This window comes from Paenarthrobacter sp. E2MeOHC11, from assembly GCF_058744955.1.
The window spans coordinates 4134904-4159990 of the sequence record NZ_CP196673.1; the positions used below are offsets into that span (position 1 = coordinate 4134904).

Genomic DNA, 25087 nt, shown 5'->3' on the forward strand with positions numbered 1-25087 from the left:
CGGTTGAAAGCAGTTGCTGGCCGTCCGGTAGCCTCAGCAGAGCCCGAGCAACCCGCAGAGCAACCCGCCGGACTGCGTTGGACTTGGCGAGGGGCTCGGTGAAGGACTCGGTGAGGCAGTGGACGTCGCCGTGGGTGACGGTGTGGGAGTAGCCGTGGCCGTCGGAGTAGCTGTGGGCGATGGTGACGGTGCAACCAACTGTTGGGGAGCGGTGGTGGAGTACACCACATCCACGAAGTAGTTGGTCGCGTTCCAGGAGCTGGCCGGCATGACTCCGCCGGAGCCGTACCGGTACCGGCCGTTGTTCGGGCCACTGGCCGTGAACACACCACTGGTGTAGGTCTGGTTGAAGAACGCCGAGGTGTAGGAGTACCGGCCGTTGGGTGCCCTGTACGAGACCACATAGGTTTGGCCTGTCACGAGCGCCACCGGCGCAGCCAACGTAGCTGTTTGCCAGCCCGTGGCCGTCTCGTTGGTGAACGTCACCTGAGCCAGGCGGGTGCCAGCCGAGTTCCAGAGCGATCCCACGTGGGTTCCGGTGTTGCCAGCCCCCTTGTAGAAACGTATGCCTGTCACGTTCCCCGCCTGGGAAACGGTGAAGGCTGTCCCCAGCTCGACCGATAGGATGTCCGGCGCCGAGACCGTTTGGGGCGTCAGCGAGCCGAAGATCGTGGACACCTGGACGGTGGGGGCGGCGGTGGTGAATTGCCAGTTGGTGGTGGGGAAAGCCTGCCCTTGTTGGGAGACGACGTTGGCCACGCTGGCGGATATCACGGTGCTGTTGGGCAATGCCGCGGTCGGTGTGAAGGTAACGGTCCTGCTGTCCGCAGAAAGGGCAGCTGAACCGGCTACCGGATTGCCGTTCGCGGTCAGGGTGAACGATGCTCCTGGATTAATGGCGGACGAGAAGGTGATGGAAGGCTTCACGTCTGTCGGAATGCCTGTGGCGCCCGGGGCCGGTACCTGTTCGGACACTGTCAGCGCCTGCGTTGGCGTAGCGAACACCACATCCACCAGGTAACTGGCGGTGGACGATGAACCCGGGAAGTCACTGTTGTAGCCAAAAGCGCCCGAGTCAGCGGCCGTGCGCAGTGGTCCACTGGTCAATCCTGCACCAAATCCGCCGGCCGTGTAGGAGTACTTGCCGGTGGGAGCCTTGTACGCGGCCACGTACTCAGTGTCGGCCTCGATGGTCACCGGCTGGCTGAACGTTGCGGTCTGCCAGCCCGTACTTGACTCGTTGGTGAACGTGACAGTTGCCAGGAGTTGTCCCGTGGCCGTGTAGAGCGATCCGGTGTGTGTTCCCGTGTTGCCGGCCGCCTTGTAGAAACGCACGCCGGTGATCTGGCCCGCAGTGTCGCTGGCGAACCTGACACCGAGGGACAACGGAACGCCGTCGTCGGCGTCGGGCGTTGTGGGTGTCACAGTGTCCTGGTACAGCGTGCACGGGCAGACGCCCGGCGTGCGCGGTGCAGGAACCGTGGTGAAGGTCCACGTACCACCAGCGGACATCGGCTGACCGGAGACAGACGTAGCTGTCACCGTCGCCGTGTACGAGGTCCCTGCCGCCAACGGAGCCGTCGGCGTAAACGTGACCTTACGGGTTGCGGAGTCGTAGGCCGATGTACCGGCGACTGCGGCGCCGCTGGTCACTTTCACTGCCATGCTGACGCTGGACGCTACTGCAGCCTCGGACAGCACTGCGCTGACTACAGTGTTCAGCGGAACGCTGGAGGCACTGGGCAGCGGTGAATGCGAACCAACGGTGAACGGCGTGTTGGGCACCGTCACCACTACGTCCACCAGGTAACTGGCTGTGGACCGCGACGACGCAAAGTCGCCGCTGTACGTGTAGGCGCCGGCGTCAGACGCTGCCCGGAGCGGTCCGACGCTCAGCCCGGAACCGAATCCGTTGGCAGTTGCCGAATACGTTCCGGTCAGGGACTTGTAGGACACGATGTAGTCGGTGTTCGCAGCCATCTGGACCGGCTGGCTGAACATGGCAGTCTGCCACCCGGACGCACTCTCGTTGGTGAACGCCACTGTTGCCAGTTGCTGCCCTGCGGCCGTGTACAGGGCGCCATTGTGGGTGCCGGTGTTTCCTGCGGACTTGTAGAAACGAACACCCAGCACCTCGCCGGCAGAAACGCTCGAGAACCGTACGCCCAAGGTCACCGGCACGCCTTCACGCAGCTCGGCGATCCCCGGCGTGACGGAGTCATCGAAGAGGCTGCAAGGGCACGCACCGGGAACCGGCAGCGTTGCCGCTGTCGTAAAGGACCAGGTTCCACCGGCAGTCACTGGACCGCCGATCGAATCGGTGCCGGACAACGTAGCCGTGAATTGGGTGTTGAACGCCAACGCGCTCGACGGCGTGAAGGTCGCCCGCCGCGTCGCGGCGTCGTACGCCGTAGTTCCTGCCACTGGACCCGACGGCGACTGCAACGTCAGCTGGACGCTGGCCGCCATGACGGGCTTGGAGAATACGGCGCTTACCTTGGTATTCACGGACACGCTCGACGACGACGGGATGGGCGTGTGGCCCGATACCGTCATGGGGGAGCTGTCAACAGTGCTGAAGAGCGCATCCGCGAAGTAGTTGCCACCGTTGTAACTGGTGGTGGGGAAGCCCTGGGACGTGCTGTACACGCCTGCCGGTTCAGCGCCGAAACCACCGGCCACCTTCAACGGGGCGTCCGTGGAACCGAAGCTCGCCCATTGGTGGTCCTTGGTGGCGTAGTGGCCATTGGGTGCCCAATAGGACACCGTATATTTCTGGCCGGCCGCAACAGGCACGGCTTGGCTGAACAGGGCAGTTTGCCAGCCGGAGGCCGTTTCATTGGTGAACGTGGCCGTCGCCAGGCGCTCGCCGGTGGAGCTCCACAGGGAGCCCGTGTGGGTTCCGGTGTTGGCCGTGCTCTTGTAGAAACGGACGCCGGTGATGAAGCCGTCCACTGAAGGGGTGAAACGCAGGCCCATTTCGTAGGCACCGCCGTCACCGGAATCCTTGACCACCGGTACCGTCTGGCCGAAGACGCTGTAAGGGCCGCTCAGGGTGATACTCCTGGTCACGGCCGCGCCGATGTTGGCACTGTCATCGATGGCCCGTGCCTGGATGGTGGCCGTGGTCATGCCCTTCTGGATGTACGTGTAGGTCCAGCTCTGCTTTCCTTGGGCAGGGTGCCAGCTTGCACCGCCGTCGGTAGAGACTTCGACGCCGGCCACCACACCGCCCACGTCGGCGGCTGTTCCCGTCACGGTAACGCTGCTGCCGTGTGCCACGGTGGCTCCGGTGGCGGGAGCCGAGATGGCCACTGTTGGTTTGGTGGTGTCAGTGCTCGCCACGGCGGCAACCAGTCCGGCAGCCCTTGTGGCCGGCTGCGCGCCCATGTCCGCGAGGATGTTGACCTGCGCCTGCCTCATGCGGACATCGGCAGCCGCGCCGTCGCCGTCGTGCTCCTGGTCCAAGCCCCAGGTCCACTGGACGCTGCCGGCAGAGAAGACCAACGCGCCACTGGCTGCGCGGTAGAGGGTCACGTTGTGCGTGGTGCTTCCCGGGGCGACGGTATTACCGAAGTCCTGAAGGTACTCGGGAACGCTGCCCACAGTGGTGGACAGCCGGATGAGTCCCGCCGGCCGGAACCCGTTGTCCAGGTCCTCATTGGATTCATAACCGACGGTGTGCGGCGCGAGGGCGGCCGAGGAACCTGCAGGCAGAGACGCCAGGGTGGTGTTCCGCCAGAGCCGGGTCTTGCCTTCGTCCGCTTTCACCGTGACCGGCAGGTCAGAGTGATTGGACATATAGATCGTCCCGGTCACAGCATTTTCGGGCAGGCCTCCGCCGTTGGCCTGGGAAGCGAAGCGCGGGTCACGCCACGTGCCCGTCCACTGTGCGCTGGGATCGATCTTGGCATTACCCCAGGTTTCCTTGTAGCAGGTAAGAGTGCGGTTGGCTGCACCGTCAACCGTCGAGGGCTCAAACCTGGTGCGCCAGTACATTTCGTTGCCCGATAGGAACTGAAGGTTCACACCGGCGTCCCTCGCGGCTGTGACATTGGCCCGTTGTGGGCCCGACCAGTATTCGTCGTGACCAACGGACAGGAAGACCTTGTGGTTCAGCAGCTCGGCGCCATTGCGGTCCGTATCAAGGCCGCTGATATAGCTGACGTCATAGCCGTTCTGTTCCAGGAAGCGCACCATGGGGTATTCGTTGGAGAAGTAGAAGTCCCTGCCGCCGGGACCGTCCCTGGTTGCCATCGGCCGGTTGTAGCTGACCTTGTAGGACCGGCCGTTGGCCGCGCCTTGGTAGAAGTCCGAGCCTCCGTAGGTGTTGTAGGCCTGCCAGGTCTGGTCCGACGTCTGGAAGACCACTGCGGAGCGGTTGCCGTCGTTTCGGACGATGAACGTGATGTGGCTTTTTGCCCCGGTGTCAGGGCGGGTGAGGAGCGCAATATAGACGCCGGACACAGCCGTGGCCGGGACCTGCCACGTCGCAGATACTGCCCAGGTGCCACAGTCATAGAGTTCCGTGGTGAGGTCGCTGCGGCAGGCCGGTTGGCTCTGGCGCAGGACCGACGGCGTCACATCGGCGATCTTGCGTGCTCCGTTGCCCGCATACCAGCCCGTCCGGTAGATCCCTATGGTGTAGCTGGGAGCGTTCGTATCCACCTTGAAACGTATGGGTTGGCCTGCGTTGACGCTGATCTCGGTGGAAAAGCCCTGGATGCTGTCATCACCGGCACCGTTGATATCCCACTCGGAGGGCGGACTTCCGGTCTTGGAGTTCTCGCAGGCCACAAGGTTCACCACGGGGTCACAGGGACCCGCAGCCACCGCCGCTGGTGCAGTGAGGGGCAAGAGGGCCGCCACCATCGCGATCACCATGGGCACTAAGAAACCCTTGAGGACTCGCTGGGGTCGGTTGGCTGAAGTACCGGGCATCAGAACTCCTGGGGGGTGGCGCGCCGAAAATGCGAATACGGGTCCGCGATTTCAGGCACGGTCCCTGCTTGCCGCTCCCCAGCCAGGGTCAAACCAAGATCTTCAGTTATGGAACTCAGGGTTTTTGCACTTGGATGGTCGTTCCGAAGATCGGGACCGGATCCGGCAGCGGCTGAACTGAAGTTCATGCCGTCACCGGATCACCGGAACGAACAGGCCAAGTTGCCCTTGGCAGGAGTGTAGGGGTGTGGCCTGCCGACCACAAGGCGTTCCGGCAACAGATCCGTAGATTTCGCAGAATCGGCAGTAGATTTAGGGGGTACAACCACCCGGGCCACCCAGGAGAACCGAAGCGCCTTGCACCTGAAAAGTTTGACTGTCCGAGGATTCAAGTCGTTCGCGTCGGCCACGACGTTCGACTTTGAGCCCGGCGTCACTGCCGTCGTAGGGCCCAATGGCTCGGGCAAATCCAATGTTGTGGATGCCCTGGCTTGGGTCATGGGGGAGCAGGGTGCCAAGACCCTGCGTGGCGGCAAGATGGAAGATGTCATCTTCGCGGGCACCTCGGGCCGGCCACCCCTTGGCCGCGCGCATGTGTCCCTGACCATCGACAATGCGGACAACGCTCTTCCCATCGAGTACAGCGAAGTGACCATCTCCCGGACGCTCTTCAGGACAGGCGGATCCGAGTACGCCATCAATGGCGCTCCGTGCCGGCTCCTTGACATCCAGGAACTCCTGTCGGACTCAGGCCTGGGCCGTGAAATGCACGTCATTGTGGGTCAGGGCCAATTGGACCGCGTCCTGCACGCCACTCCTGAAGACCGCCGCGGCTTCATCGAGGAAGCCGCGGGCATCCTCAAGCATCGCCGCCGCAAGGAAAAAACCGTCCGCAAACTCGAGGCCATGCAGGCCAACCTGGCGCGGCTCGGTGACCTCACTGCGGAAATCCGGCGGCAGCTCACTCCGTTGGGAAAGCAGGCAGAAATCGCCCGCCGCGCCCAAACAGTCCAGTTCGATGTCCGGGACGCCAGGTCCCGCCTCCTGGCGGACGACCTGGTCCAGCTGACAACCAGCCTTGAACAGGATGTTGCCGACGAAGCCGCGCTCAAGGAGCGCCGCCAGGTGGTGGAGGCGGGGCTGGGACTTGGACGGCGACGCCAGGCCGCGCTGGAGCAGCAGGCCGCCGAAGCAACCCCGAAGCTCAATGCCGCCCGCGACCATTGGTACCAGCTCTCCGCCGGACGGGAGCGCCTGCGTTCCCTGGGTTCCCTCGCTTCTGAACGCCGCAGGCTCCTGGGGTCCTCGGAAGCCACCGCTGAGTCGGGGCGGGACCCGGAGCAGCTTGAACGCCAAGCGGCCCGTGTCCGTGAGGAAGAGTCGGCCTTGGAACACGACATCCTGGCCAAACAAGCAGCGCTCCTTGAAGCCACGGTGGCAAAGGATGCCGCTGAGTCGCTGTCGGCGGCCGAGGACAAACGATTGACGGCCATGCTGCGCGCTGCCGCTGACCGCAGGGAAGGGCTCGCCAAGCTTGCAGGCCAAGTGGCCGCCGCCCGGTCCAAGGCGGAAGCTGCCGAGGCTGAGCGCGGCCGGCTCCGGGAATCCCTCGCGTCCGGTGATGAACGGCGTCGCAAGGCCCAAAGCGAGTTCACTGCCCTTGAATCCCAGGTGGCCGGGGTTGAGGACGGCGAGGAAAGCCTCGACGCCGACTATGAAAATGCGAATGAGGTCCTGGACGCTGTCCTCGCCGAGATCGAAGAATTGAAAGCCACCGAACGGGAGGCCGTCCGCGAGAGGGATGCCCTGACTGCACGACGCGATGCGCTGCAGCTCGGACTCAACCGCAAGGATGGTTCCGGAAGTCTCTTGGAGGCCGAAGGCATCCTTGGCCCCTTGGCCGCCGTGGTTGCCATCGAGCCTGGGTTCGAGCCCGCCATCGCTGCCGCTCTGGGAAGTGCCTCGGACGCCTTGGTGGTTGCAGATGCGCACAGCGCAGCAGCAGCAATCTTGTCCTTGAAGGATGACGACGCCGGCCGTGCGGCCTTGCTCCTGGCCGGCAGTTTTGCCGGCGATGACCAAGCCCCAGCCGACGCGTTGCTTCCCCCCGGCAGCCGCTGGGCCTCCGACGTCGTGAAAATCTCCGACCCCGCAGCCCAAGGTGCCTTGGCGCTGCTGGCGGGAACCGTCGTCGTCGATGACATTCACACTGCGGCAGCGCTCGTCTCTGAACAACCGGCGCTTAAAGCGGTCACGCGCGAGGGCGACGTCTTTACGGCCCTGACTGTTACTGGCGGCTCGGCAACTGCGCCGTCCCTGCTGGAAGTCCAGGCAGCAGTGGACGACGCCGCAGCCAGGCTCCAGGAGGTCACGTCCCGCTTGGAGCGTGGCCGGTTCGCCCTGGCCGGCGCCCAGTCCCGCCGCGCCGAGGCACAGGACAGGGCCGATGCCGCCTTGGAGCGCCTGCACGAATCCGATGCCCGGCTCGCCGCAGTGGCCGAGCGCCTTGGCCACCTCAATTCCGTTCTTCGCAGTGCCGTGGGTGAAAGTGATCGGCTCGCCGCATCAATGGCCAAGGCTGACGCCAACATCGCTGCCGCCGAACTGGACCTCGAAGTCGCCGCGGAACGGCTCGCCGCCGCCCAGGAAGCGCCGGACGAGGAACCGTCCACGGATCAGCGTGACGAACTCGCCGCGCAAGCCAGGACTGCCCGTTCCCTTGAAACGGAAGCCAGGCTGGCGCTGAGGACTGCGGAAGAGCAGTTGGGCGCCATCAGCAACCGGGCAGCCTCGCTCGAGCGGGCTGCGGCCACAGAACGCCGCGCCCGAGAAGAGGCGGCCCGAAGGGCACAGCGGCGCCGGGCACAGGCGCAGCGTGCTTCGGCCGTTGCGTCTGCGGTGGAGCAGGCACTGCGGTTCATCGATGTCTCAGTGGAGGTGGCGGGCTGGGAGCGTGACCTCGCCGAGCAGACACGGGAACAACTTGAGAAGGAGCTCTCCGACGTCCGGTCCGGTAACGATGCCCTGGCCAAGGAGCTTGCCGAACTGACGGACTCCGTACACCGGGACGAGATGGCGCGGACCCAGCAGCGTCTGCGTATCGAAGCCCTGGAAACGCGCTCCATCGAGGAACTTGGCCTTTCCGCGGAGCAACTCGTTGCTGATTTTGGCCCCCACCTGCCTGTGCCAATGCCTGCCGGTACCACCACCGACAAGTGGGCCGAACTCCGTGCCCCCGTGGACGAGAACGGCGACGAAATCGTTGAAGGTATTCCGTTCGCCCGGGCGGAGCAGGAAAAAAGACTCAAGAAAGCGGAACGGGAGCTGGCCGCACTGGGCAAAGTGAACCCGCTCGCCCTGGAGGAATTTGCCGCCTTGGAAGAAAGGCATCAGTTCCTCAGCTCGCAGCTCGAAGACCTCAAGTCCAGCCGCAAGGACCTGCTGGACATCATCAAAGAGGTGGACGCGAGGGTTCAGCAGGTCTTTACCGAGGCCTTCGCCGACACGTCGGCCCAGTTCGACCACGTCTTTGCCCGTCTCTTCCCCGGCGGCGAGGGCAAGCTGGTGCTCACGGACCCTGACGACATGCTGACCACGGGAATCGAAGTGGAAGCCCGTCCGGCCGGCAAGAAAATCAAGAGGCTTTCGTTACTCTCCGGCGGTGAGCGTTCCCTGACGGCAGTGGCCCTGTTGGTGGCGATCTTCAAAGCCCGGCCCTCGCCGTTCTACGTCATGGATGAAGTGGAAGCGGCCTTGGACGATACCAACCTGGGGCGCCTCATCACCATTTTCGAGGAACTGCGGGAGTCCAGCCAATTGATCGTGATTACCCACCAGAAGCGCACCATGGAAGTGGCTGACGCCCTCTACGGTGTGACGATGAGGGGCGACGGCGTCTCCACCGTCATCAGCCAGAGGCTCGGTGCCGGGGCATAGCTTTATGAGAAGGTAGGGGTGTGAACGATTTCCTACCCATAATTCTGTCCATTCTCGCTGCGCTCGTGGTGGTCGGCGGACTCGTGCCGGTGCTGCTGAAGGCCCGGAAGTCCGGGGCAAAGTACCCCGGGACGCGGGATGCGAACGATCCCCTGCAGTCGTCGGCAGCAAGCGGCGGAACCCTGGTGGAGGACCGCCCGGACTCGGTCAAGGCGCCGGCGCCGACGTTTGACGGAACCGTCGAAGGCACTGACGTGCCTGACGACGTTGCAGGGCTCGAAACCATCGCCATTGACACTCCGGCACCGGTGGAGGGTCGCCTGACCCGCCTGCGCGCCCGCCTGGTCAAATCCAACAGCATCCTGGGCAAGGGGCTGCTGGCTTTGTTGTCCGGCGACAAGATCGACGAAAACGTGTGGGACGAGGTTGAAGAAACCCTCTTGCTGGCGGACCTTGGCACCGAACCAACCATGCAGTTGGTCGAGGCCTTGCGGGAGCGTGTCAAGGTGCTCGGCACCCGTAGCCCCGAGGACGTCAAGGCCATGCTCCGCGAAGAACTCATCAAGCTGGTGGATCCCGATATGGATCGCTCCTTGAATGTCGAACGCAAGGGCGACCGGCCCGCCGTCGTGCTTGTTGTCGGTGTCAACGGCGTCGGCAAGACCACCACCGTCGGCAAGCTTGCCCGCGTCCTGGTGGCCGAAGACAAGGATGTGCTGTTGGGCGCAGCCGACACCTTCCGCGCCGCGGCCGCCGAGCAGTTGGCCACATGGGGACAACGCGTTGGAGTGCCCACCGTGAAGTCGGACATCGACGGCGCCGACCCCGCCTCGGTTGCCTACGAAGCCGTGAAGGCCGGCATCGACCAGGAAGTCGATGTGGTCATGGTGGACACTGCAGGGCGCCTGCAGAACAAGACCGGCCTGATGGACGAGCTCGGCAAGGTCAAGCGCGTGATCGAGAAACTGGCTGAAGTGGATGAGGTCCTGCTGGTCCTGGACGCCACCACAGGGCAGAACGGCCTCAACCAGGCCCGTGTGTTCGCTGAGGTTGTCAATATCACGGGCATCGTGCTGACCAAGCTTGATGGCACAGCCAAGGGCGGCATCGTTGTCGCCATCCAGAAGTCGTTGGGTGTCCCTGTTAAGCTGATCGGCTTGGGCGAAGGCCCGGATGACCTCGCGCCGTTCGACGCCGAAGCCTTTGTGGACGCGCTGCTCAACTAGCACTCCGCACAAAACTGGCTGGCATTTGTGGTTGTCCTGAGTCCTCGGAGCAACCACAAATGCCAGTCAGTTTTTGGGTTTAAGGGGTTCGCGTGCCAGCGACCAGCCTGCTGCCGTGAGGAGGAGTACGCCGCCTGTGATGCCGAAGGCCCAGCCATAGCCCAGGCGGTCGGCAAGCAGGCCTGCCACGACGGGGCCAATGATGGCCCCGGTGTCCGCCGCCATCTGGAAGACCGCCAGCACTTTGCCCCCGGAGCGTCCCCGGCCAATGACATCGGCGACGGCGGCCTGCTGCGCCGGACCCAACAAACCTGAGCCGAATCCTGCCACTGCGGACGCAATGAGGAATGCCGGCAAATCCGTGGTCAAGCCAATGACGCCGGTGGCCAGGCCGGTGATGACCAGGCCAGGGATGAGCAGGGGCTTGCGTCCCCAGGCATCAGCCAAACGCCCGGAAAAGGTCAGGGCAGTGGCGTTGCCCATGGCAAAGATGGCCAATGCCCACGCGGCAGTTTCCGGCTTCGACTGCAGGACGGCCACTGCGAACAGCGGGATCGTGGCCATGCGGACGCCGAAGGTTACCCAGCCGTTGCCGAAACTCGAGAACACTGCGGCCCGGTAGGCAGAGTCAGTCAGTGCTTCCTTCAAGGTCATGGCTGGTGCCGTCGCAGTATCTTCCGCCGCATTGCCCTCGCCGCTCAGCATGGTCCGGACCACCAAGGCTGCCACCAGCAGGGCGCCGGCGTAGGCAAGGAAAGGCACACGGAGGCCGAAGCCTGCCAGCAAACCGCCTACGACCGGTCCCAGCACGCTCCCGATCAGGAAAGCCGAAGCGTAGGCACCGGAGACCCTCCCGCGCCGCTCCGGGGGAGCCAACCGGATGAGCAAGCCCATGGCAGCAACCGTAAACATGACGGAGCCGGCGCCACCGAGGCCGCGGAAGATCAGCAGCTGCCAGTAGTCCTGGGCGAAGGCGCATGCCGCAGTAGACACCGCTACGATCAGCAGGCCTGAAACGTAGACATTCCGCTCGCCGAACCGTCCTATCAGGGCTCCTCCCGCCGGGGCAAACACGAGCCTCATGAAGGCGAAGATGCTGACGATCACGGCGGCGGCGGTAGCGCCGACGTCGAACGTCGTGGCGAATTGCGGCAGGACCGGCGCCACGAGGCCAAAGCCCAGCGCGATCAGGAACGCCGCAGCCAACATCACCTTGATATCGCGGGGCAAGGGTGTTTTCTCCTGCCGGACCCTTGGAGCTTTGACGGATCTGGGCGACTGGGTCATACGGGGTTGGTCCTTCAAGGTGGTTCGGGGCTCATCTGGTCAAAAGCTGGGTATTTCCGGTGAAGTCTGACGCCTGAAACATATCCGTAACATCGCAGATATGCACCATTTACGTTGGGGAGGTTGTTGTAACCGGCGCGCAATATAAAACCCGCGCAGGTGAAACACGGCGGCACAAAACTCTTAAGCAGGACGCAAACGGCGTCAGGACAGCGGTTGAACCGCAGATCTAGCAAGAGAGGAACGTGCACCATGGAACTTACCGCAGGTCACGTATGGGTCATGGTGGCAGCCGCGCTTGTGCTGTTCATGACACCCGGTCTGGCATTCTTCTACGGCGGCATGACACGCGCCAAGGCAGCCCTGAACATGATGATGATGAGCTTCATCTCCATCGGCATCGTCGGCGTTGTCTGGGTGCTGTGGGGCGCGTCAATGAGCTCCGGCGAAGGCTTCATGGAAATCGTGGGCAACCCGTTCGCCACCTTCGGCCTCGAAGGCATCAATACTCCTGATGGCCTCATCAAGGTTGGCTACGCGGCCACCTTCGCCATCATCACGGTTGCGCTGATCAGTGGCGCAATCGCCGACCGCGCCAAGTTCGGCGCCTGGAGCATCTTTGTTCCGGTCTGGGTCACCCTCGTCTACTGCCCGCTGGCCTACATGGTTTGGGGCGGCGGACTGTTCGGTCCTGAAGGTGCAATCGGCAAGGCCCTCGGCCCGGCCATCGACTTCGCCGGCGGCACTGTAGTGCACATCAACGCCGGTGTGGCGGCACTCGTCCTGGTTCTCATCATCGGCAACCGCCGTGGCTTCGGCAAGGACCCGAACCACCGCCCGCACAACATCCCGTTCGTCATGCTCGGCGCAGCAATCCTGTGGTTCGGCTGGTTCGGCTTCAACGGTGGTGCAGCAACCACCGCCGAACAGGGCGGCCTGATCTGGATCAACACCCTCGCAGCTCCCGCAGCGGCCATGATCGGCTGGCTCATCACTGAACGCATCCGTGACGGACACCCGACCTCCCTCGGCGCAGCATCCGGTGTGGTTGCCGGCCTCGTGGCCATCACCCCCGCTTGTGCCAACGTCAGCCCTGTCGGCGCCCTGGGCCTCGGCGTGGTTGCCGGTGTAGCCTCGGCCCTGGCAGTCGGCCTCAAGTTCCGCTGGGGTTTCGATGACTCCCTGGATGTTGTAGGCGTCCACCTGGTATCAGGCATCATCGGCACCGTGGCACTGGGCTTCATCGCCCTTCCCACCGACGGTGTGGGCGGCGGCCTCTTCTACGGCGGCGGCATGACCCAGATGTGGGCCCAGCTCGCAGCAGCCGGCATCGCCATCGCTTTCTCGGCCATCATGACGGCCATCATCGCCTTCGCCATCCACAAGACCATGGGCTTCCGGGTCTCCACGGAGCAGGAGAACGTTGGCGTCGACCTCAGCCTCCACGCTGAGACGGCCTACGAATTCGGAGTCAACGGCCACGGTGGCAGCTTCCAGCCGCTGCACGAGGCCATGACTGGAAAGTCGGAGACAGCAGCAGCCAAGGCCGCCGCAGAAGGCAAGGAGAGTGTCCAGGCATGAAGCTCATCACAGCGATCGTCCGTCCCGAGAAGCTTGAAGCGGTCCGGGAAGGCCTCGAAGCATACGGGGTCCAGGGCCTGACGGTCAGCGCGGCCAGCGGCTACGGCCGCCAGCGCGGATACACCGAGGTGTATCGCGGAGCAGAATACAACGTGGATCTGCTGCCCAAGATCCGCATCGAGGTCCTCGCCACGGATGAGCAGGCAGACGACATCCTGGATGTCCTCATCGCCAGCTCCAACACTGGCCGCGCCGGTGACGGCAAGGTGTGGACCGTGGATGTCTACGAAGCAGTACGGGTCCGGACCGGTGAGCGCGGCGCAGCCGCGATCTAGGTTCTGACCGGATCCTATTTCCGACGCAGCACAGCGGGCCGGGTACCAGTCAAGGTACCCGGCCCGCTGTTGTGTCGCCGCTGTGCTCAGTCACCAGCCCTCGCTGGTCACCAATCGTCGTTAGTCCAGGACTGTCTTTAGTCCACGACGGCGGTGGGCCAGTCCGCGGGCCCCTCGCTGCCGGCGTCGTACTCGTCCAGAGGGACGTCGCCGCTTTCCCAGGCGCGGAGGACCGGCTCGACGATCCTCCAGCAATCCTCGGCAGTGTCGCCCCGAACTGACAGGAGGGGGTCGCCGGTCAGGATGCCTTCGAGGACTTCTCCGTAGGGCAGCATTCCGGGTTCGTTGAGTTCGGCCACCAGGGTGGTTCGGTCCAGCGTGAAAATGTCGCCGGGGCCGTTCACATCGACGTCGAGCTGCAGCAGGTCCGGACCAAAGCCGATCCGCAGTTGGTTGGGAGAGTCCACGCCCGAGAAGCCCTTGGGAAGGTGGGGGACAGGGCGGAAGGTGATAACGGCCTCCTTGCGCCTGCGCCCCATGGCCTTGCCGGAGCGCAGGATGAAGGGGACGCCCTTCCAACGCCAGTTGTCGATGTCCACGCGCACTTCTGCAAGGGTTTCGGTGTTTCGTGACGGGTCCACGCCCTCCTCGGCAGCGTAGTCCGGCACGGTCCTTTCGCCGAGTGTTCCCGCTGTGTAGCGGGCTCGTCGCGTGGAATCGACGTACGGGGCCTTGACGCTGCTTGCCCGCAAGACGGTGGCCACTGCGTCACGAAGGTCCCGTTCCTCGATGGTGGCGGGAGCATCAATGGCGAGGAACGCCATGATGTGGAGGAGGTGGCTCTGGATCATGTCCCGAAGAGCCCCGGCTGTGTCGTAGTATCGGGCCCTGCCCTCAAGGGCGAGGTCCTCGTCGAAAATGACCTCCACCTTCTCGATGTGTTCGCGGTTCCAGACCGGCTCCAGGAACCTGTTGGCGAAGCGAAGGCCCAGGATGTTGAGCACCGTTGCCTTGCCCAGGAAGTGGTCCACGCGGTGGATGTGGTCCTCGGGGACCAATGCGGCCAAGGTCCTGTTCAGCTCGTGTGCGGATTCGGTACCCGACCCGAATGGCTTCTCCATGACCAACCGCGTCCCGGCTGGCATTTGTTCGGGATGGAGTACCTCGCAGGCTTTCTGGCTGACATGCGGTGGCAAAGCGAAGTAGATGGCAACCGGACCCTGAAGCCGTGCCAGCAGATCGGCCAATGGACCGTCGGCCGTGACATCAACCTGCTGGTATTCGGTGCCTTCGGCAACGGCGGCCAAAGCGGCACGCCCGGCGGTGTCGGCTGTTTTTGATGCGGCCTCGAAGGCGCCGTTGACCCTTTGCCTCCATTGCTCCGGAGACCAGGGATCGGATCCCGCGCCCACCAAACGGAGACCTGGAGCCCGCCCTGAAGCCAACAGTCCGGCCAGTCCAGGCAGGAGCAGCCTGCCGGTGAGGTCCCCGGACGCGCCGAGGATGAGCAACGTTTTTACAGTTGTTTTGCTGGTCACTGTGCCAGCATGCCATCTTGCAGGTGCGACTTGGTACCCTAGATAGTCGAGTCCCGTAGTTGAGTCGTATTTGCCGGGGCAAGAATCGTCAAGACTCTGGTGTGCCGCATTGGCCGCCATTCGTAGACCATCGAAAGAAGTGCACGGCGCGTGTTCAATTCACTCTCTGACCGGTTGACAGCAACCTTCAAGAACCTCCGTGGCAAGGGCCGCCTCACCGAGGCTGATGTCGATGCCACTGTCCGGGAGATTCGCCGCGCCCTGCTGGACGCGGATGTTGCGGTGTCCGTGGTCCGCGAGTTCACCGGCCGTATCCGCGAACGGGCCCTGGGCGCCGAGGTCTCGGGAGCGTTGAACCCGAGCCAGCAGATCGTGAAGATCGTCAATGAGGAACTCAAGGAGATCCTCGGCGGCGAGACACGACGTATCCGCCTGGCCAAGACCGGGCCCACCATCATCATGCTCGCAGGCCTCCAAGGTGCCGGTAAGACCACCCTCGCCGGCAAGCTGTCCAAGTGGCTCAAGGCGCAGGGCCACAGCCCCCTGCTGGTAGCTTGCGACCTCCAGCGCCCCAACGCTGTCACGCAGCTCCAGGTTGTTGGCCAGCGCGCCGGTGTCCCGGTGTTCGCTCCGCACCCGGGCGCAACCTCCGAACTTGAGCACCCCGCCGGCGATCCGGTGGCCGTAGCCAAGGCCGGCGTCGAGGAAGCCCGCCAGAAGCTGCACGACGTCGTCATCGTCGATACAGCCGGCCGTCTCGGCGTCGACGCCGAAATGATGGACCAGGCCCGACGCATCCGTCAGGCGATCATCCCCAACGAAGTCCTCTTCGTGATCGACTCCATGATCGGCCAGGATGCCGTCAACACGGCGATGGCCTTCGACGAAGGCGTCAATTTCACGGGCATCGTGTTGTCCAAGCTCGACGGCGACGCCCGCGGCGGTGCCGCGCTGTCGGTTGCATCCGTTACCGGTAAGCCGGTCATGTTTGCGTCCACCGGTGAAGGCCTCGACGACTTTGAGCTCTTCCACCCGGACCGTATGGCTTCGCGCATCCTGGACATGGGTGACGTCCTCACCCTGATCGAACAGGCTGAAAAGGCCTGGGACAAGGACGAAGCGGCCAGGATGGCGAAGAAGTTCGCCGACCAGGAAGACTTCACCCTGGACGACTTCCTCGCCCAGATGCAGCAGATCCGCAACATGGGCTCCATGAAGAAGATGCTCATGATGATGCCGGGTGCGCAGAACATCCGTCAGCAGCTTGAGAATTTCGACGAAAAAGAGATCGACCGCGTCGAGGCAATCGTCCGCTCCATGACTCCGCACGAGCGTGTTGCTCCCAAGATCATCAACGGCTCACGCCGCGCCCGAATCGCCAGGGGTTCAGGCGTCCACGTTTCAGAGGTCAACGGACTGCTGGAGCGTTTCGCCCAGGCCCAGAAGATGATGAAAAAACTGGCTCAAGGCGGCGGCATGCCAGGCATGCCGGGAATGCCCGGGTTGGGTGGCCCCGGCGGCGGCCGCAAGAACGGTAAGAACGCCCCTAAGAAGAAGGCCCGTTCCGGCAACCCTGCAAAGGCAGCGCAGGAACTGCGTGATGCCGAGGCCAAACGGGCCAATGCCGCTTCGGCCGCACCCACGGGTGCCGCTTTCGGACAGGGCGCCGCGGACTTCGACCCGGCGTCGCTGAATCTTCCCAAGGGCTTCGACAAGTTCCTCGGAAAGTAGATATTGCTTCCCAAGGAGCCGGGATTTCCGGCCCCTTGGGATGTCAGAGCCGTGGAATAGGCTGAACCAATGCAGAAGCAGCGCGTAGTCTTCGTTCACGGCCTGGGCACGTTCGGCGCTGCGGCATGGCCGAGGCAACATGGCATGGCCCTGGCCTATGACGCACTGTTCCTTCGGCGCCACGGCTTTGATGCCAATGCCGAACCCGTGGAATCCAGTGTGGCGGCCGACGTCGCAATTGTGATCAACGCACTGGATGATTCGGGCGGCGGCCACATCGTGGCTCACGAGCAAGGTGCCATCTCCGCCATGCTCGCAGCCATCGAACGCCCTGATCTGGTGCACTCGCTCACCCTGGTGGAGCCCGCCTGTTTGTCGTTGACGGCCGAACTTCCGGCGACGGGATCCCATCGGGCACTGATGGAACCGCTGTTCGACGTCAGGAACCAGCTCAACGACGCCGACTACCAGCGTGAGTTCTACCGCCGGGCCTTCTCTGCCGAAACCGGAGGTTTGGACAGTCCCGAAGCCCGCCGCTCCGCCCGCAGGCTGAGGCTGCAAGCGCCTCCATGGGAGGCGCCGCTCCACATCGTTCCGGGCGTTCCCACGTTGGTCCTCACCGGCGGGTGGGAACCCCTCTACGAGGAAATCGCGGCATACCTGCAGGACACCGGTGCCCTCCGCCGCGTGGCAGCGGGAGGACACCGGCCCCAGGATTCACCTGAAGGGGACCGGGCCATCCGCTCCTTTATCGCGGACGTCGGAAGGGCTATGTCAGTTCAGGCTTCCTGAGCTGGTGGTGCCTTGGCTTGCAGGGACCTGGAGTTCCGGCAAGTACACCTTCCCGCCCGAAGCCAGGAACTCCTGGCTCTTCTCGCGCATGCCGTCGTACATGCCTGCGATTGCCGCCTGGGACTCGGCTGAACCGTATTCGTCCCGGATGTCCTGGCTGATGCGCATGGAGCAGAACTTGGGGCCGCACATCGAGCAGAAGTGCGCTGTCTTTGCCGGTTCGGCCGGCAATGTTTCGTCGTGGAAGGCTTCGGCCGTCACAGGGTCCAGGGAAAGGGCAAACTGGTCCCGCCAGCGGAACTCGAAGCGTGCCTTGGACAGGGCATCGTCGCGTTCATGCGCACCAGGGTGGCCCTTGGCGAGGTCGGCTGCGTGGGCGGCGATCTTGTAGGTGATAACCCCGGTCTTGACGTCGTCCTTGTTTGGCAGGCCGAGGTGCTCTTTTGGGGTCACGTAACAGAGCATGGCTGTGCCGTACCGGGCGATTTCGGTCGCACCGATCGCCGAGGTGATGTGGTCGTAGCCGGGGGCGATGTCGGTGACCAGGGGGCCGAGCGTGTAGAACGGGGCACCCTTGCAGAGTTCCTGTTGCCGCTCCACATTCTCGCGGACCAGGTGGAACGGAACGTGGCCGGGGCCTTCCACCATGACCTGGACGTCGAACTCCCACGCGCGTTGCGTCAGCTCCGCGAGCGTGTCCAGTTCTGCAAACTGGGCGGCGTCGTTTGCGTCGGCAATGGATCCGGGGCGCAGGCCGTCGCCCAACGAGAACGAGACGTCGTACTGGGCGAAGATTTCGCACAACTCGTCAAAGTGGGTGTAGAGGAAGTTTTCCTGATGGTGTGCCAGGCACCAGCCGGCCATGATCGAACCACCGCGCGAAACGATGCCTGTGACCCTGTTGGCTGTGAGTGGCACATACCGCAGGAGCACCCCTGCATGGATGGTCATGTAGTCCACGCCCTGCTCGCATTGCTCGATCACTGTGTCGCGGAAGATCTCCCATGTCAGTTTGTTGGCTTCGCCGTTGACCTTTTCGAGCGCCTGGTAGATCGGGACTGTGCCGATCGGAACAGGGGAGTTGCGGATGATCCATTCGCGGGTGGTGTGGATGTCATCTCCCGTGGAGAGGTCCATGACGGTATCAGCGCCCCATTGGGCGGCCCATTGCAGCTTGTCCACTTCTTCGGCGATGGAGCTGGTCACGGCCGAGTTTCCGATGTTTGCGTTGATCTTGACCAGGAAGGCCTTGCCGATGATCATCGGTTCGGATTCAGGGTGGTTGATGTTGTTGGGGATGATGGCCCGGCCTGCGGCGACCTCGCCGCGGACCAGTTCAACATCGCAGTTCTCCCGCAGCGCGACGAACTGCATCTCCGGCGTCACGACGCCCTTTTTCGCGTAGTGCATTTGGGTGACGGTCTTGCCCTCGACGGCGCGGCGGGGCACCGGTTGCGCGCCCTTCCACTCCGCTGACGCCGCACCGCGCCGGACCGCGGACTTGCCGTCGTCGAGCAGGTTCCGTTCGCGCCCGGAGTATGGTTCGGTGTCTGCCCGGCCTTCGATCCATGGTGCGCGGAACGGCTCCAGTCCCACCACAGGATCGCTGCCCGGACCCGCGGTTCGGTATACCTGCAACGGCGTATTTGCCTGCCCATTGGGGGAGGGCTCCAGCGAAATCTCGGTTATCGGCACGCGGATCCCGTTGTCGGGATCTTCCAGCCACGCCAATGAATGGGACTTCAGCGATTGCGTGACGGGTTCCGCCGATTCCAAGCCGTTACCGGCCTGGTTTTGGCCTGCGTTGGAACGATTTTGGCCTGCGTTGGAACGATTTTGGACAGGGCTGTGCTGTGTTTCGGTGGTGCTCAAAGGATTACTCACTTCCTTCGCCGGCATTACCCGGACAGGTTCAACGGTCGCAGACTGCGTCAGTCCGATCTCAGCCCCTGCAGGGGCCCCCGTGTGGTCGTAGACGAAGCTACCACAGCTCCCAACAGGCACCCAGTCACATGAACGCACCAGCTCCGAAGGCACTGCGGCGGACTAGGCTTTTGCAATGGCCAACATCATCGAATTCAGCGGACCTGTACTCGTCTCGGCGGACGAAGAGCGCCAGGGGATGTGGTCTGTTGACGGAGTCCTTTCCTTCGAACGCCCCACGGCCACTCCGGACCGGGTACTGGATGGCTGGGTCCTGCCGGGCTTCGTTGATGCCCACTGCCACATCGGGCTCGGCGCAGGCGGCGCGGTTGACGAGCAGGCAACCTTGGCGCAGGCGCAGGCGGACCTCGACGCCGGAACGCTGCTGATCCGTGATTGTGGATCACCCGGCGACACCCGCTGGGTTCAGCAGCGGACAGACTTGCCCCGCCTGATCAGGGCAGGACGGCACATTGCCAGGAGCCGGCGCTACCTCCGTGGCCTGGGCCACGAAATTGAACCGGAGCAGCTCGTGGAGACCGTGCGCAAGGAAGCGCGCGACGGCGACGGCTGGGTGAAACTTGTGGGCGACTGGATCGATCGCGGCGTCGGCGACCTCGCCGCGTCCTTTCCGGCAAAGATCGTCAGGGATGCCATCTCAGCTGCCCACGACGAAGGTGCCCGGGTGACGGCCCATTGCTTCGCAGAGAACACGATCGATGACATGCTCGATGCCGGCATCGACTGCATCGAACACGCCACTGGCCTCTTGCCGCGGCACATTCCGCGTTTGGTGGAACAGTCGGTGCCCATCGTGCCCACCCTGGTCAACATCGCCACCTTCCCGGATATCGCCGCGCAGGCAGCGCCAAAGTTTCCGGAGTACGCGGACCACATGATGCGCCTGTGGGAGCGTAGGCGCGAGCGTGTGCAGGAGGCCTTTGAGGCGGGGGTCTCCATCTACGCGGGAACAGATGCGGGCAGCGTGATCAAGCACGGCCGGATTGCGGATGAAATGCGGGAACTGCACGACGCCGGCCTGCCGCCGGCGGCAGTCCTGGACGCTGCGGCGTGGGGTGCCCGGAAGTGGCTGGGGGTGGAGGGGATCAGCGAGGGGGCGGGTGCCGACGTCGTCCTGTGCAGTGCCGATCCCAGGCGCCATCCGGAGACTGTATCGGAACTCAAGCACGTCGTCCTCCAGGGCATCACTGTCCGTTAGGAATAAATTGAAGCTTCAAGTAATTTATAGAAGTAGAAGGTGCCGATGCGCGGCAACCTCAGAAACGGGAGCTTCACATGACCAGACCAATCAGCCAGGATCTTCTGCCTGCCGAACTCACCATGGGCACCGTCATGCTCAAGGTGGGCGACATGAAGGTCATGAGCGACTACTACCAGCGCGCCCTGGGCCTGGAGGTGGTTGCCGAACAGGATGGCGGACTGTATCTGGGGCGTGTCGGAAAGCCTGTGGTCCATCTGGCTCCGGCCTCCGGCCTGCAGATTCCCGGGCGCGGCGAAGCCGGCCTGTTCCACACGGCCATCCTGTTCCAGGACCAGCCTTCGCTGGCGGCGACCATCGCCACCGCGGCCGAGTATGAGCCCCGCGCCTTTGCGGGCAGTGCCGACCACCTCGTCAGCGAGGCGTTCTACTTCACCGACCCCGAGGGCAATGGCATTGAGCTCTACTACGACAAGCCCCGCGAACTGTGGCAGTGGGATGGCAAGAATGTGGTCATGGACAATGTTGCCCTCCCGCCCCAGCGGTTCCTGCAGCAGCACCTGAGTGAAGCTGCCGTGACCGGACAGCGCGAGGCGGCTGCCGACATCGGGCATGTGCACCTGCAGGTAGGTGATGTTGGGACTGCGCAACAGTTCTACGTCGGGACCCTGGGCTTCGAGCGCACCGCTGGATGGCATGGCCAGGCGCTGTTCGTCTCAGCCGGCGGCTATCACCACCACATGGCCATGAACGTTTGGAACAGCCGTGGCGCCGGCCCCCGGAAAGATACGCTCGGCCTGGGCGAAGTCCTGATCGAGGTCCCCGCCGCGGAAGACGTGGCGGCCTTGGGGGATCGCCTCAAGGTAGCAGGCGTGGCGCATTATCACACCGGTTCCGAGCTTCGCTTTGACGACCCCTGGAGCAACAAGCTGCGCGTCGCCGTGCGCTGAGGCGCCACTGGCGGCTCCCCGCTGCACTAGGCTGGTCAGTGGCGGCGCGGAGCCACTCGGTTCGCGTGCCGCCGCCCCGTCAGCACGAAGGAATGAGAGTACTTTCCATGGGCTTTGCCGAAATTTTTGTAGCCACCCACGACGAAGCACTCCAGCGGGCAGCTGCCCTGGATAAGGGCGCGGATGTGGTGGGTCCTGCCGTCAGGATCGATGGCATCACGGATTTTGAAGTCGAGCAGCTGGGTGACTTGGCCGGCCAGGCGGTCCATGCCGCCGGAGCTGACTATGAGCTTGCCTTGGTCGATGTCACCAGTGATGCGCTCCTGGGTGTCCCTGAAGCCATGGTGCGGGCGCTTGCCGAACTGTTGACGTACGAGAGCGAAGGTGACGCCAATGTTCTCGACGACGTAGCTGCCGCCTGGGCTGCGCAGGACGACATGCCGTTCGACGCTGCCCAATCACGCCAGTACGTCCAGCAATTGGCCGCCTTGGCCACGGACGTCGAAAAGGTGGAGCGCTCCGGGCTGTACGTCTGGTCCGAATAGCGGCATCGAGTCCACGCCGCACGCAGCGTTCCGATCCTGCGAGTGAGCAACAACACACCGCACCACGTGGCGTAAGTCGTATTTGCTGCGGGCATCTGGCACAATAGACAGGTACTCGATCGGTGCGGCCCCTCTCTCCGTGCTCGTATCTTGTCCTTCGAACCGTCCAGTATGGCCCGCCCCACGGGTGCAGAACGTCGGGTTCACCTCGTTTCAGAAACAGGAGTGACCACAAAAGTGGCCGTAAAGATTCGCCTTAAGCGCTTCGGTAAGATGCGCGCACCGTACTACCGCATTGTCGTCATGGATGCCCGCGCCAAGCGCGACGGCCGTGCCATCGAAGAAATCGGCAAGTACCACCCCACCGAAGAGCCGTCGTACATCGAGGTCGCTTCCGAGCGCGCCCAGTACTGGCTTTCCGTTGGCGCCCAGCCGACCGAGCAGGTTGCCGCGATCCTCAAGATCACCGGTGACTGGCAGAAGTTCAAGGGCCTGCCGGGCCAGGAAGGCACCCTGAAGACCAAAGCTCCGAAGGAAGCCTTCGTAGCCCCGGAGAAGGGTTCCGTCATCATCCCGGAAGCCATCACCAAGAAGGCCAAGAAGGACGAAGCCGAAGCTCCGGCCGAGGCTGAAGCAGAGACCACCGAGGCTGAGTAAGTTGCTGGCAGAAGCGCTCGAGCACTTGGTTCGCGGGATCGTTGACAGCCCTGAGGATGTCAAGGTCAGTGCCAAGAACAACCGCCGCGGGGAATCCCTTGAGGTGCGTGTTCACCAGGAGGACCTCGGACGGGTGATCGGCCGTCAGGGACGCACCGCACGTGCATTGCGCACTGTGGTTGCAGCCTTGGCAGGTGGCGAGCAGGTCAGGGTCGACGTCGTCGACACCGACCGCCGCCGGTAACGCGCTCAGCACTACTTGTCTTAGATCCGGCCCCTTCACCGAATATGGTGGAGGGGCCGGATTGCTTTATCCACCATTTCATCACCGTGGCTGCCCGGCGGCACGGTACACAAGAATTCAGAGGAATCCATGCAGCTCCAGGTGGCCCGGATCGGCAAACCCCACGGCATTCGCGGCGAGGTCACGGTGCAGGTACTCACCGACGCGCCTTCGGAACGATTTGTCGCAGGAACCGAATTCGTCGTGGAGCCGGTCTCGGCCGGCCCGCTGACCATCCGCAGTGCCCGGTGGAACAAGGACATCCTGCTTCTTGGCTTTGAGGAAATAGCCGACCGCAATGCTGCCGAGGCCATCCGTGGCGCGAAGCTCTTTATCGAAACAGAAGAACTCGACGACGAGGACGACGACGAAGGCTGGTACGAGCACGAACTGGTTGGCTTGGAAGCCCGGGTTGGCTCGCAGGTCGTGGGCAAGGTTGCCGCGCTGAACACCATGCCCGTCCAGGACTTGCTGATGGTCAAGACCGGCGACGGCAAGGAAATCCTTGTTCCGTTCGTGGAGGAAATCGTGCCCGAGGTCAACATTGAGGACGGATTCATCCTCATCACGCCGCCGGCCGGCCTCTTTGAGGTCAACGACGAAACGACATCGGAGCCCCACGATGGCGCAGGGGATGATGCCTGAATGAGGATTGATGTCGTCAGCATTTTCCCCGATTACCTTGCCCCGCTTGAGCTCTCCCTCATAGGCAAGGCCCGCCAGGATGGCCTGCTGGAACTGAACGTCCATGACCTCCGCGCCTTTACAACGGACAAGCATCGGACGGTTGACGATACCCCGTACGGCGGTGGCGCCGGGATGGTCATGAAGCCGGAACCGTGGGCGCAAGCCCTTGAATCGGTTGCCACTGTCCGTGAAGGTTCCAAGCCCGTTCTGATCGTTCCTTCACCGGCAGGCGAGCGGTTCAACCAGGCGCTGGCGTATGAACTCGCCGAGCAGGACCATCTCGTGTTCGCCTGTGGTCGCTACGAAGGCATCGATGAGCGCGTTATTGATTGGGCTCATGATCACTTCACGGTACGTCCGGTCAGCTTGGGCGACTACGTGCTCAACGGCGGCGAAGTAGCCGTCCTGGCCATGGTGGAGGCAGTTGGACGCCTCCTTCCGGGAGTGGTCGGCAATCCCGAATCATTGGTTGAGGAATCCCACTCCGACGGTTTGTTGGAGTACCCCGTCTACACAAAGCCATCAGCGTGGCGGGACCATGAGGTCCCTGCCATCCTTCTCAGCGGCAACCACGGCAAGATTGCCCAGTGGCGACGCCACGAACAGTTCCGTCGCACCGCGGAACGCCGGCCTGACCTCCTGGAAGGGTTCGACGCCGGTACGCTGAGCCGCGCTGACCGCAACGCCCTCGCGGACCTCGGGTACGCGGTTGTTGACGGCCGCCTGCGCGCCCGGCCTGGTGGCGACGCCGAAAACTAAAGGTGCCTGCCGGCGTCGAACATTCCGGGAGTCCGGCAGTTGGCCGGATGCGTGCGCATGTGGCAGAATTAACCCTTGTGTCTGCTGGGCTGACACCTGCCACAGGGGGAGTTCAGCCAACAGTCGGACAACCCGGCGACACCAATCAGTGGTGGAGCCGGACACAAAGAAACTTCGGCGGAAATTTCCGGCTGGCTTTCGTGCCCCGGGCTTGTTCGCCGTAACCCAAAGTGAATGACCTGTGGCGTTCACCAGGAGTGGATTAATGCATATCCTCGATAGCGTAGATGCAGCCTCGCTGCGTAGCGATGTTCCGGAGTTCCGCGCGGGCGACACCCTCAAGGTTCACGTCAACATCATCGAAGGCAAGAACTCCCGTGTCCAGGTATTCCAGGGCTTCGTCCTGGGCCGCCAGGGCGACGGCGTTCGCGAAACCTTCACCGTGCGCAAGGTTTCCTTCGGTGTCGGCGTAGAGCGTACCTTCCCGGTACACTCCCCGATCATCGACAAGATCGAGGTCGTCACCAAGGGTGACGTCCGCCGCGCCAAGCTTTACTACATGCGTGCACTGCGCGGTAAGGCTGCGAAGATCAAGGAAAAGCGCGACTTCGCCAAGTAGGTCCTGCGACTTACGCAACGGGTCCAGGATTCGTGCCCGGTTGTTCCGGAGCAATCCGCAACGCAACAGGGATACGAG

18 protein-coding genes and 1 riboswitch are annotated in these 25087 nt (G+C 63.5%); of the genes, 14 read left to right on the forward strand and 4 right to left on the reverse strand.

All coding sequences use genetic code 11. From position 1 onward, the window contains the following. Positions 1–33: 33 nt before the first annotated feature. The gene (locus ACSSVG_RS19235) at positions 34–4941 is read right to left on the reverse strand and encodes a DUF4082 domain-containing protein (protein WP_231342656.1); all 4908 of its coding nucleotides are present in this window, start codon (positions 4939–4941) and stop codon (positions 34–36) included. A 357-nt stretch (positions 4942–5298) separates the two neighbouring features. Here ACSSVG_RS19235 and smc point away from each other — a divergent pair, with 357 nt between their 5' ends. Continuing rightward, a complete protein-coding gene (smc, locus tag ACSSVG_RS19240) occupies positions 5299–8877 on the forward strand; it encodes a chromosome segregation protein SMC (protein ID WP_231342654.1) in 3579 nt (1192 codons plus the stop codon). A 20-nt stretch (positions 8878–8897) separates the two neighbouring features. After that, entirely contained in the window at positions 8898–10103 is a 1206-nt protein-coding gene (gene ftsY / locus ACSSVG_RS19245; protein WP_159702305.1) for a signal recognition particle-docking protein FtsY, read from the forward strand. Positions 10104–10169: 66 nt separating this feature from the next. Here ftsY and ACSSVG_RS19250 read toward each other — a convergent pair whose 3' ends face one another. Continuing rightward, complete coding sequence (locus ACSSVG_RS19250) at positions 10170–11390, reverse strand: MFS transporter (RefSeq protein ID WP_231342650.1); 1221 nt, start codon at positions 11388–11390, stop codon at positions 10170–10172. Between the two features lie 252 nt (positions 11391–11642). On the opposite strand from ACSSVG_RS19250, the gene ACSSVG_RS19255 reads away from it, so the two are divergent. After that, on the forward strand, positions 11643–12971 hold the full coding sequence (locus tag ACSSVG_RS19255; protein ID WP_231342643.1) for an ammonium transporter: 1329 nt from the start codon (positions 11643–11645) through the stop codon (positions 12969–12971). After that, entirely contained in the window at positions 12968–13306 is a 339-nt protein-coding gene (locus ACSSVG_RS19260) for a P-II family nitrogen regulator (protein ID WP_017199639.1), read from the forward strand. Before ACSSVG_RS19255 ends, ACSSVG_RS19260 begins: the two co-directional genes overlap by 4 nt. Positions 13307–13443: 137 nt before the next feature. On the opposite strand, the gene ACSSVG_RS19265 is transcribed toward ACSSVG_RS19260, so the two are convergent. Continuing rightward, on the reverse strand, positions 13444–14964 hold the full coding sequence (locus ACSSVG_RS19265; RefSeq protein WP_231343446.1) for a glucose-6-phosphate dehydrogenase: 1521 nt from the start codon (positions 14962–14964) through the stop codon (positions 13444–13446). Between the two features lie 30 nt (positions 14965–14994). Here ACSSVG_RS19265 and ffh point away from each other — a divergent pair, with 30 nt between their 5' ends. Together ffh and ACSSVG_RS19275 are read left to right on the forward strand one after the other, a co-directional pair. Further along, positions 14995–16575, forward strand: coding sequence for a signal recognition particle protein (gene ffh, locus ACSSVG_RS19270; protein WP_231343445.1), 1581 nt, complete (start codon positions 14995–14997; stop codon positions 16573–16575). 69 nt (positions 16576–16644) lie between these two features. Beyond that, the gene (locus ACSSVG_RS19275) at positions 16645–17367 is read left to right on the forward strand and encodes an alpha/beta fold hydrolase (RefSeq protein WP_231343444.1); all 723 of its coding nucleotides are present in this window, start codon (positions 16645–16647) and stop codon (positions 17365–17367) included. Here ACSSVG_RS19275 and thiC read toward each other — a convergent pair. Next, positions 17350–19239: a phosphomethylpyrimidine synthase ThiC gene (thiC, locus tag ACSSVG_RS19280; protein WP_231343443.1), complete on the reverse strand. Its 1890-nt coding sequence runs from the start codon at positions 19237–19239 to the stop codon at positions 17350–17352. The two genes, ACSSVG_RS19275 and thiC, sit on opposite strands and share 18 nt — an antisense overlap. Beyond that, a riboswitch (TPP riboswitch) is annotated at positions 19235–19342 on the reverse strand. Its footprint overlaps the gene before it by 5 nt. A gap of 84 nt (positions 19343–19426) precedes the next feature. Here thiC and ACSSVG_RS19285 point away from each other — a divergent pair. The 8 genes from ACSSVG_RS19285 to rplS all read left to right on the forward strand — a co-directional run bounded on the left by ACSSVG_RS19285 (position 19427) and on the right by rplS (position 25009). Further along, positions 19427–20509 (forward strand): amidohydrolase family protein, encoded by a 1083-nt coding sequence (locus ACSSVG_RS19285; protein WP_492415886.1) that lies wholly within the window; start codon positions 19427–19429, stop codon positions 20507–20509. Between the two features lie 77 nt (positions 20510–20586). Beyond that, positions 20587–21459 carry a VOC family protein gene (locus tag ACSSVG_RS19290; protein ID WP_253468448.1) on the forward strand — a complete coding sequence of 291 codons (873 nt, stop codon included), beginning with the start codon at positions 20587–20589 and terminating at the stop codon, positions 21457–21459. Between the two features lie 107 nt (positions 21460–21566). Next, on the forward strand, positions 21567–22004 hold the full coding sequence (locus ACSSVG_RS19295) for a hypothetical protein (RefSeq protein ID WP_492415887.1): 438 nt from the start codon (positions 21567–21569) through the stop codon (positions 22002–22004). 237 nt (positions 22005–22241) lie between these two features. Next, a complete protein-coding gene (rpsP, locus tag ACSSVG_RS19300) occupies positions 22242–22661 on the forward strand; it encodes a 30S ribosomal protein S16 (RefSeq protein ID WP_017199647.1) in 420 nt (139 codons plus the stop codon). Between the two features lies 1 nt (position 22662). Beyond that, positions 22663–22905: an RNA-binding protein gene (locus ACSSVG_RS19305; protein ID WP_011775119.1), complete on the forward strand. Its 243-nt coding sequence runs from the start codon at positions 22663–22665 to the stop codon at positions 22903–22905. 129 nt (positions 22906–23034) lie between these two features. Next, positions 23035–23589, forward strand: coding sequence for a ribosome maturation factor RimM (rimM, locus tag ACSSVG_RS19310; RefSeq protein WP_492415888.1), 555 nt, complete (start codon positions 23035–23037; stop codon positions 23587–23589). Next, on the forward strand, positions 23590–24390 hold the full coding sequence (gene trmD / locus ACSSVG_RS19315) for a tRNA (guanosine(37)-N1)-methyltransferase TrmD (RefSeq protein WP_253468444.1): 801 nt from the start codon (positions 23590–23592) through the stop codon (positions 24388–24390). It begins immediately after the preceding gene. 265 nt (positions 24391–24655) lie between these two features. Then, positions 24656–25009 (forward strand): 50S ribosomal protein L19, encoded by a 354-nt coding sequence (rplS, locus tag ACSSVG_RS19320; RefSeq protein ID WP_090818948.1) that lies wholly within the window; start codon positions 24656–24658, stop codon positions 25007–25009. Positions 25010–25087 lie beyond the last annotated feature (78 nt).

Excerpts from the sequence above, each read along its gene's own strand:
- ACSSVG_RS19235 (WP_231342656.1), bottom strand. The coding sequence starts at position 4,941 with ATGCCCGGTACTTCAGCCAACCGACCCCAGCGAGTCCTCAAGGGTTTC.
- ACSSVG_RS19250 (WP_231342650.1), bottom strand. The coding sequence starts at position 11,390 with ATGACCCAGTCGCCCAGATCCGTCAAAGCTCCAAGGGTCCGGCAGGAG.
- ACSSVG_RS19255 (WP_231342643.1), top strand. The coding sequence starts at position 11,643 with ATGGAACTTACCGCAGGTCACGTATGGGTCATGGTGGCAGCCGCGCTT.
- ACSSVG_RS19260 (WP_017199639.1), top strand. The coding sequence starts at position 12,968 with ATGAAGCTCATCACAGCGATCGTCCGTCCCGAGAAGCTTGAAGCGGTC.
- ACSSVG_RS19265 (WP_231343446.1), bottom strand. The coding sequence starts at position 14,964 with ATGGCGGCCAATGCGGCACACCAGAGTCTTGACGATTCTTGCCCCGGC.
- ACSSVG_RS19275 (WP_231343444.1), top strand. The coding sequence starts at position 16,645 with ATGCAGAAGCAGCGCGTAGTCTTCGTTCACGGCCTGGGCACGTTCGGC.
- ACSSVG_RS19285 (WP_492415886.1), top strand. The coding sequence starts at position 19,427 with ATGGCCAACATCATCGAATTCAGCGGACCTGTACTCGTCTCGGCGGAC.
- ACSSVG_RS19290 (WP_253468448.1), top strand. The coding sequence starts at position 20,587 with ATGACCAGACCAATCAGCCAGGATCTTCTGCCTGCCGAACTCACCATG.
- ACSSVG_RS19295 (WP_492415887.1), top strand. The coding sequence starts at position 21,567 with ATGGGCTTTGCCGAAATTTTTGTAGCCACCCACGACGAAGCACTCCAG.
- rimM (WP_492415888.1), top strand. The coding sequence starts at position 23,035 with ATGCAGCTCCAGGTGGCCCGGATCGGCAAACCCCACGGCATTCGCGGC.
- trmD (WP_253468444.1), top strand. The coding sequence starts at position 23,590 with ATGAGGATTGATGTCGTCAGCATTTTCCCCGATTACCTTGCCCCGCTT.
- rplS (WP_090818948.1), top strand. The coding sequence starts at position 24,656 with ATGCATATCCTCGATAGCGTAGATGCAGCCTCGCTGCGTAGCGATGTT.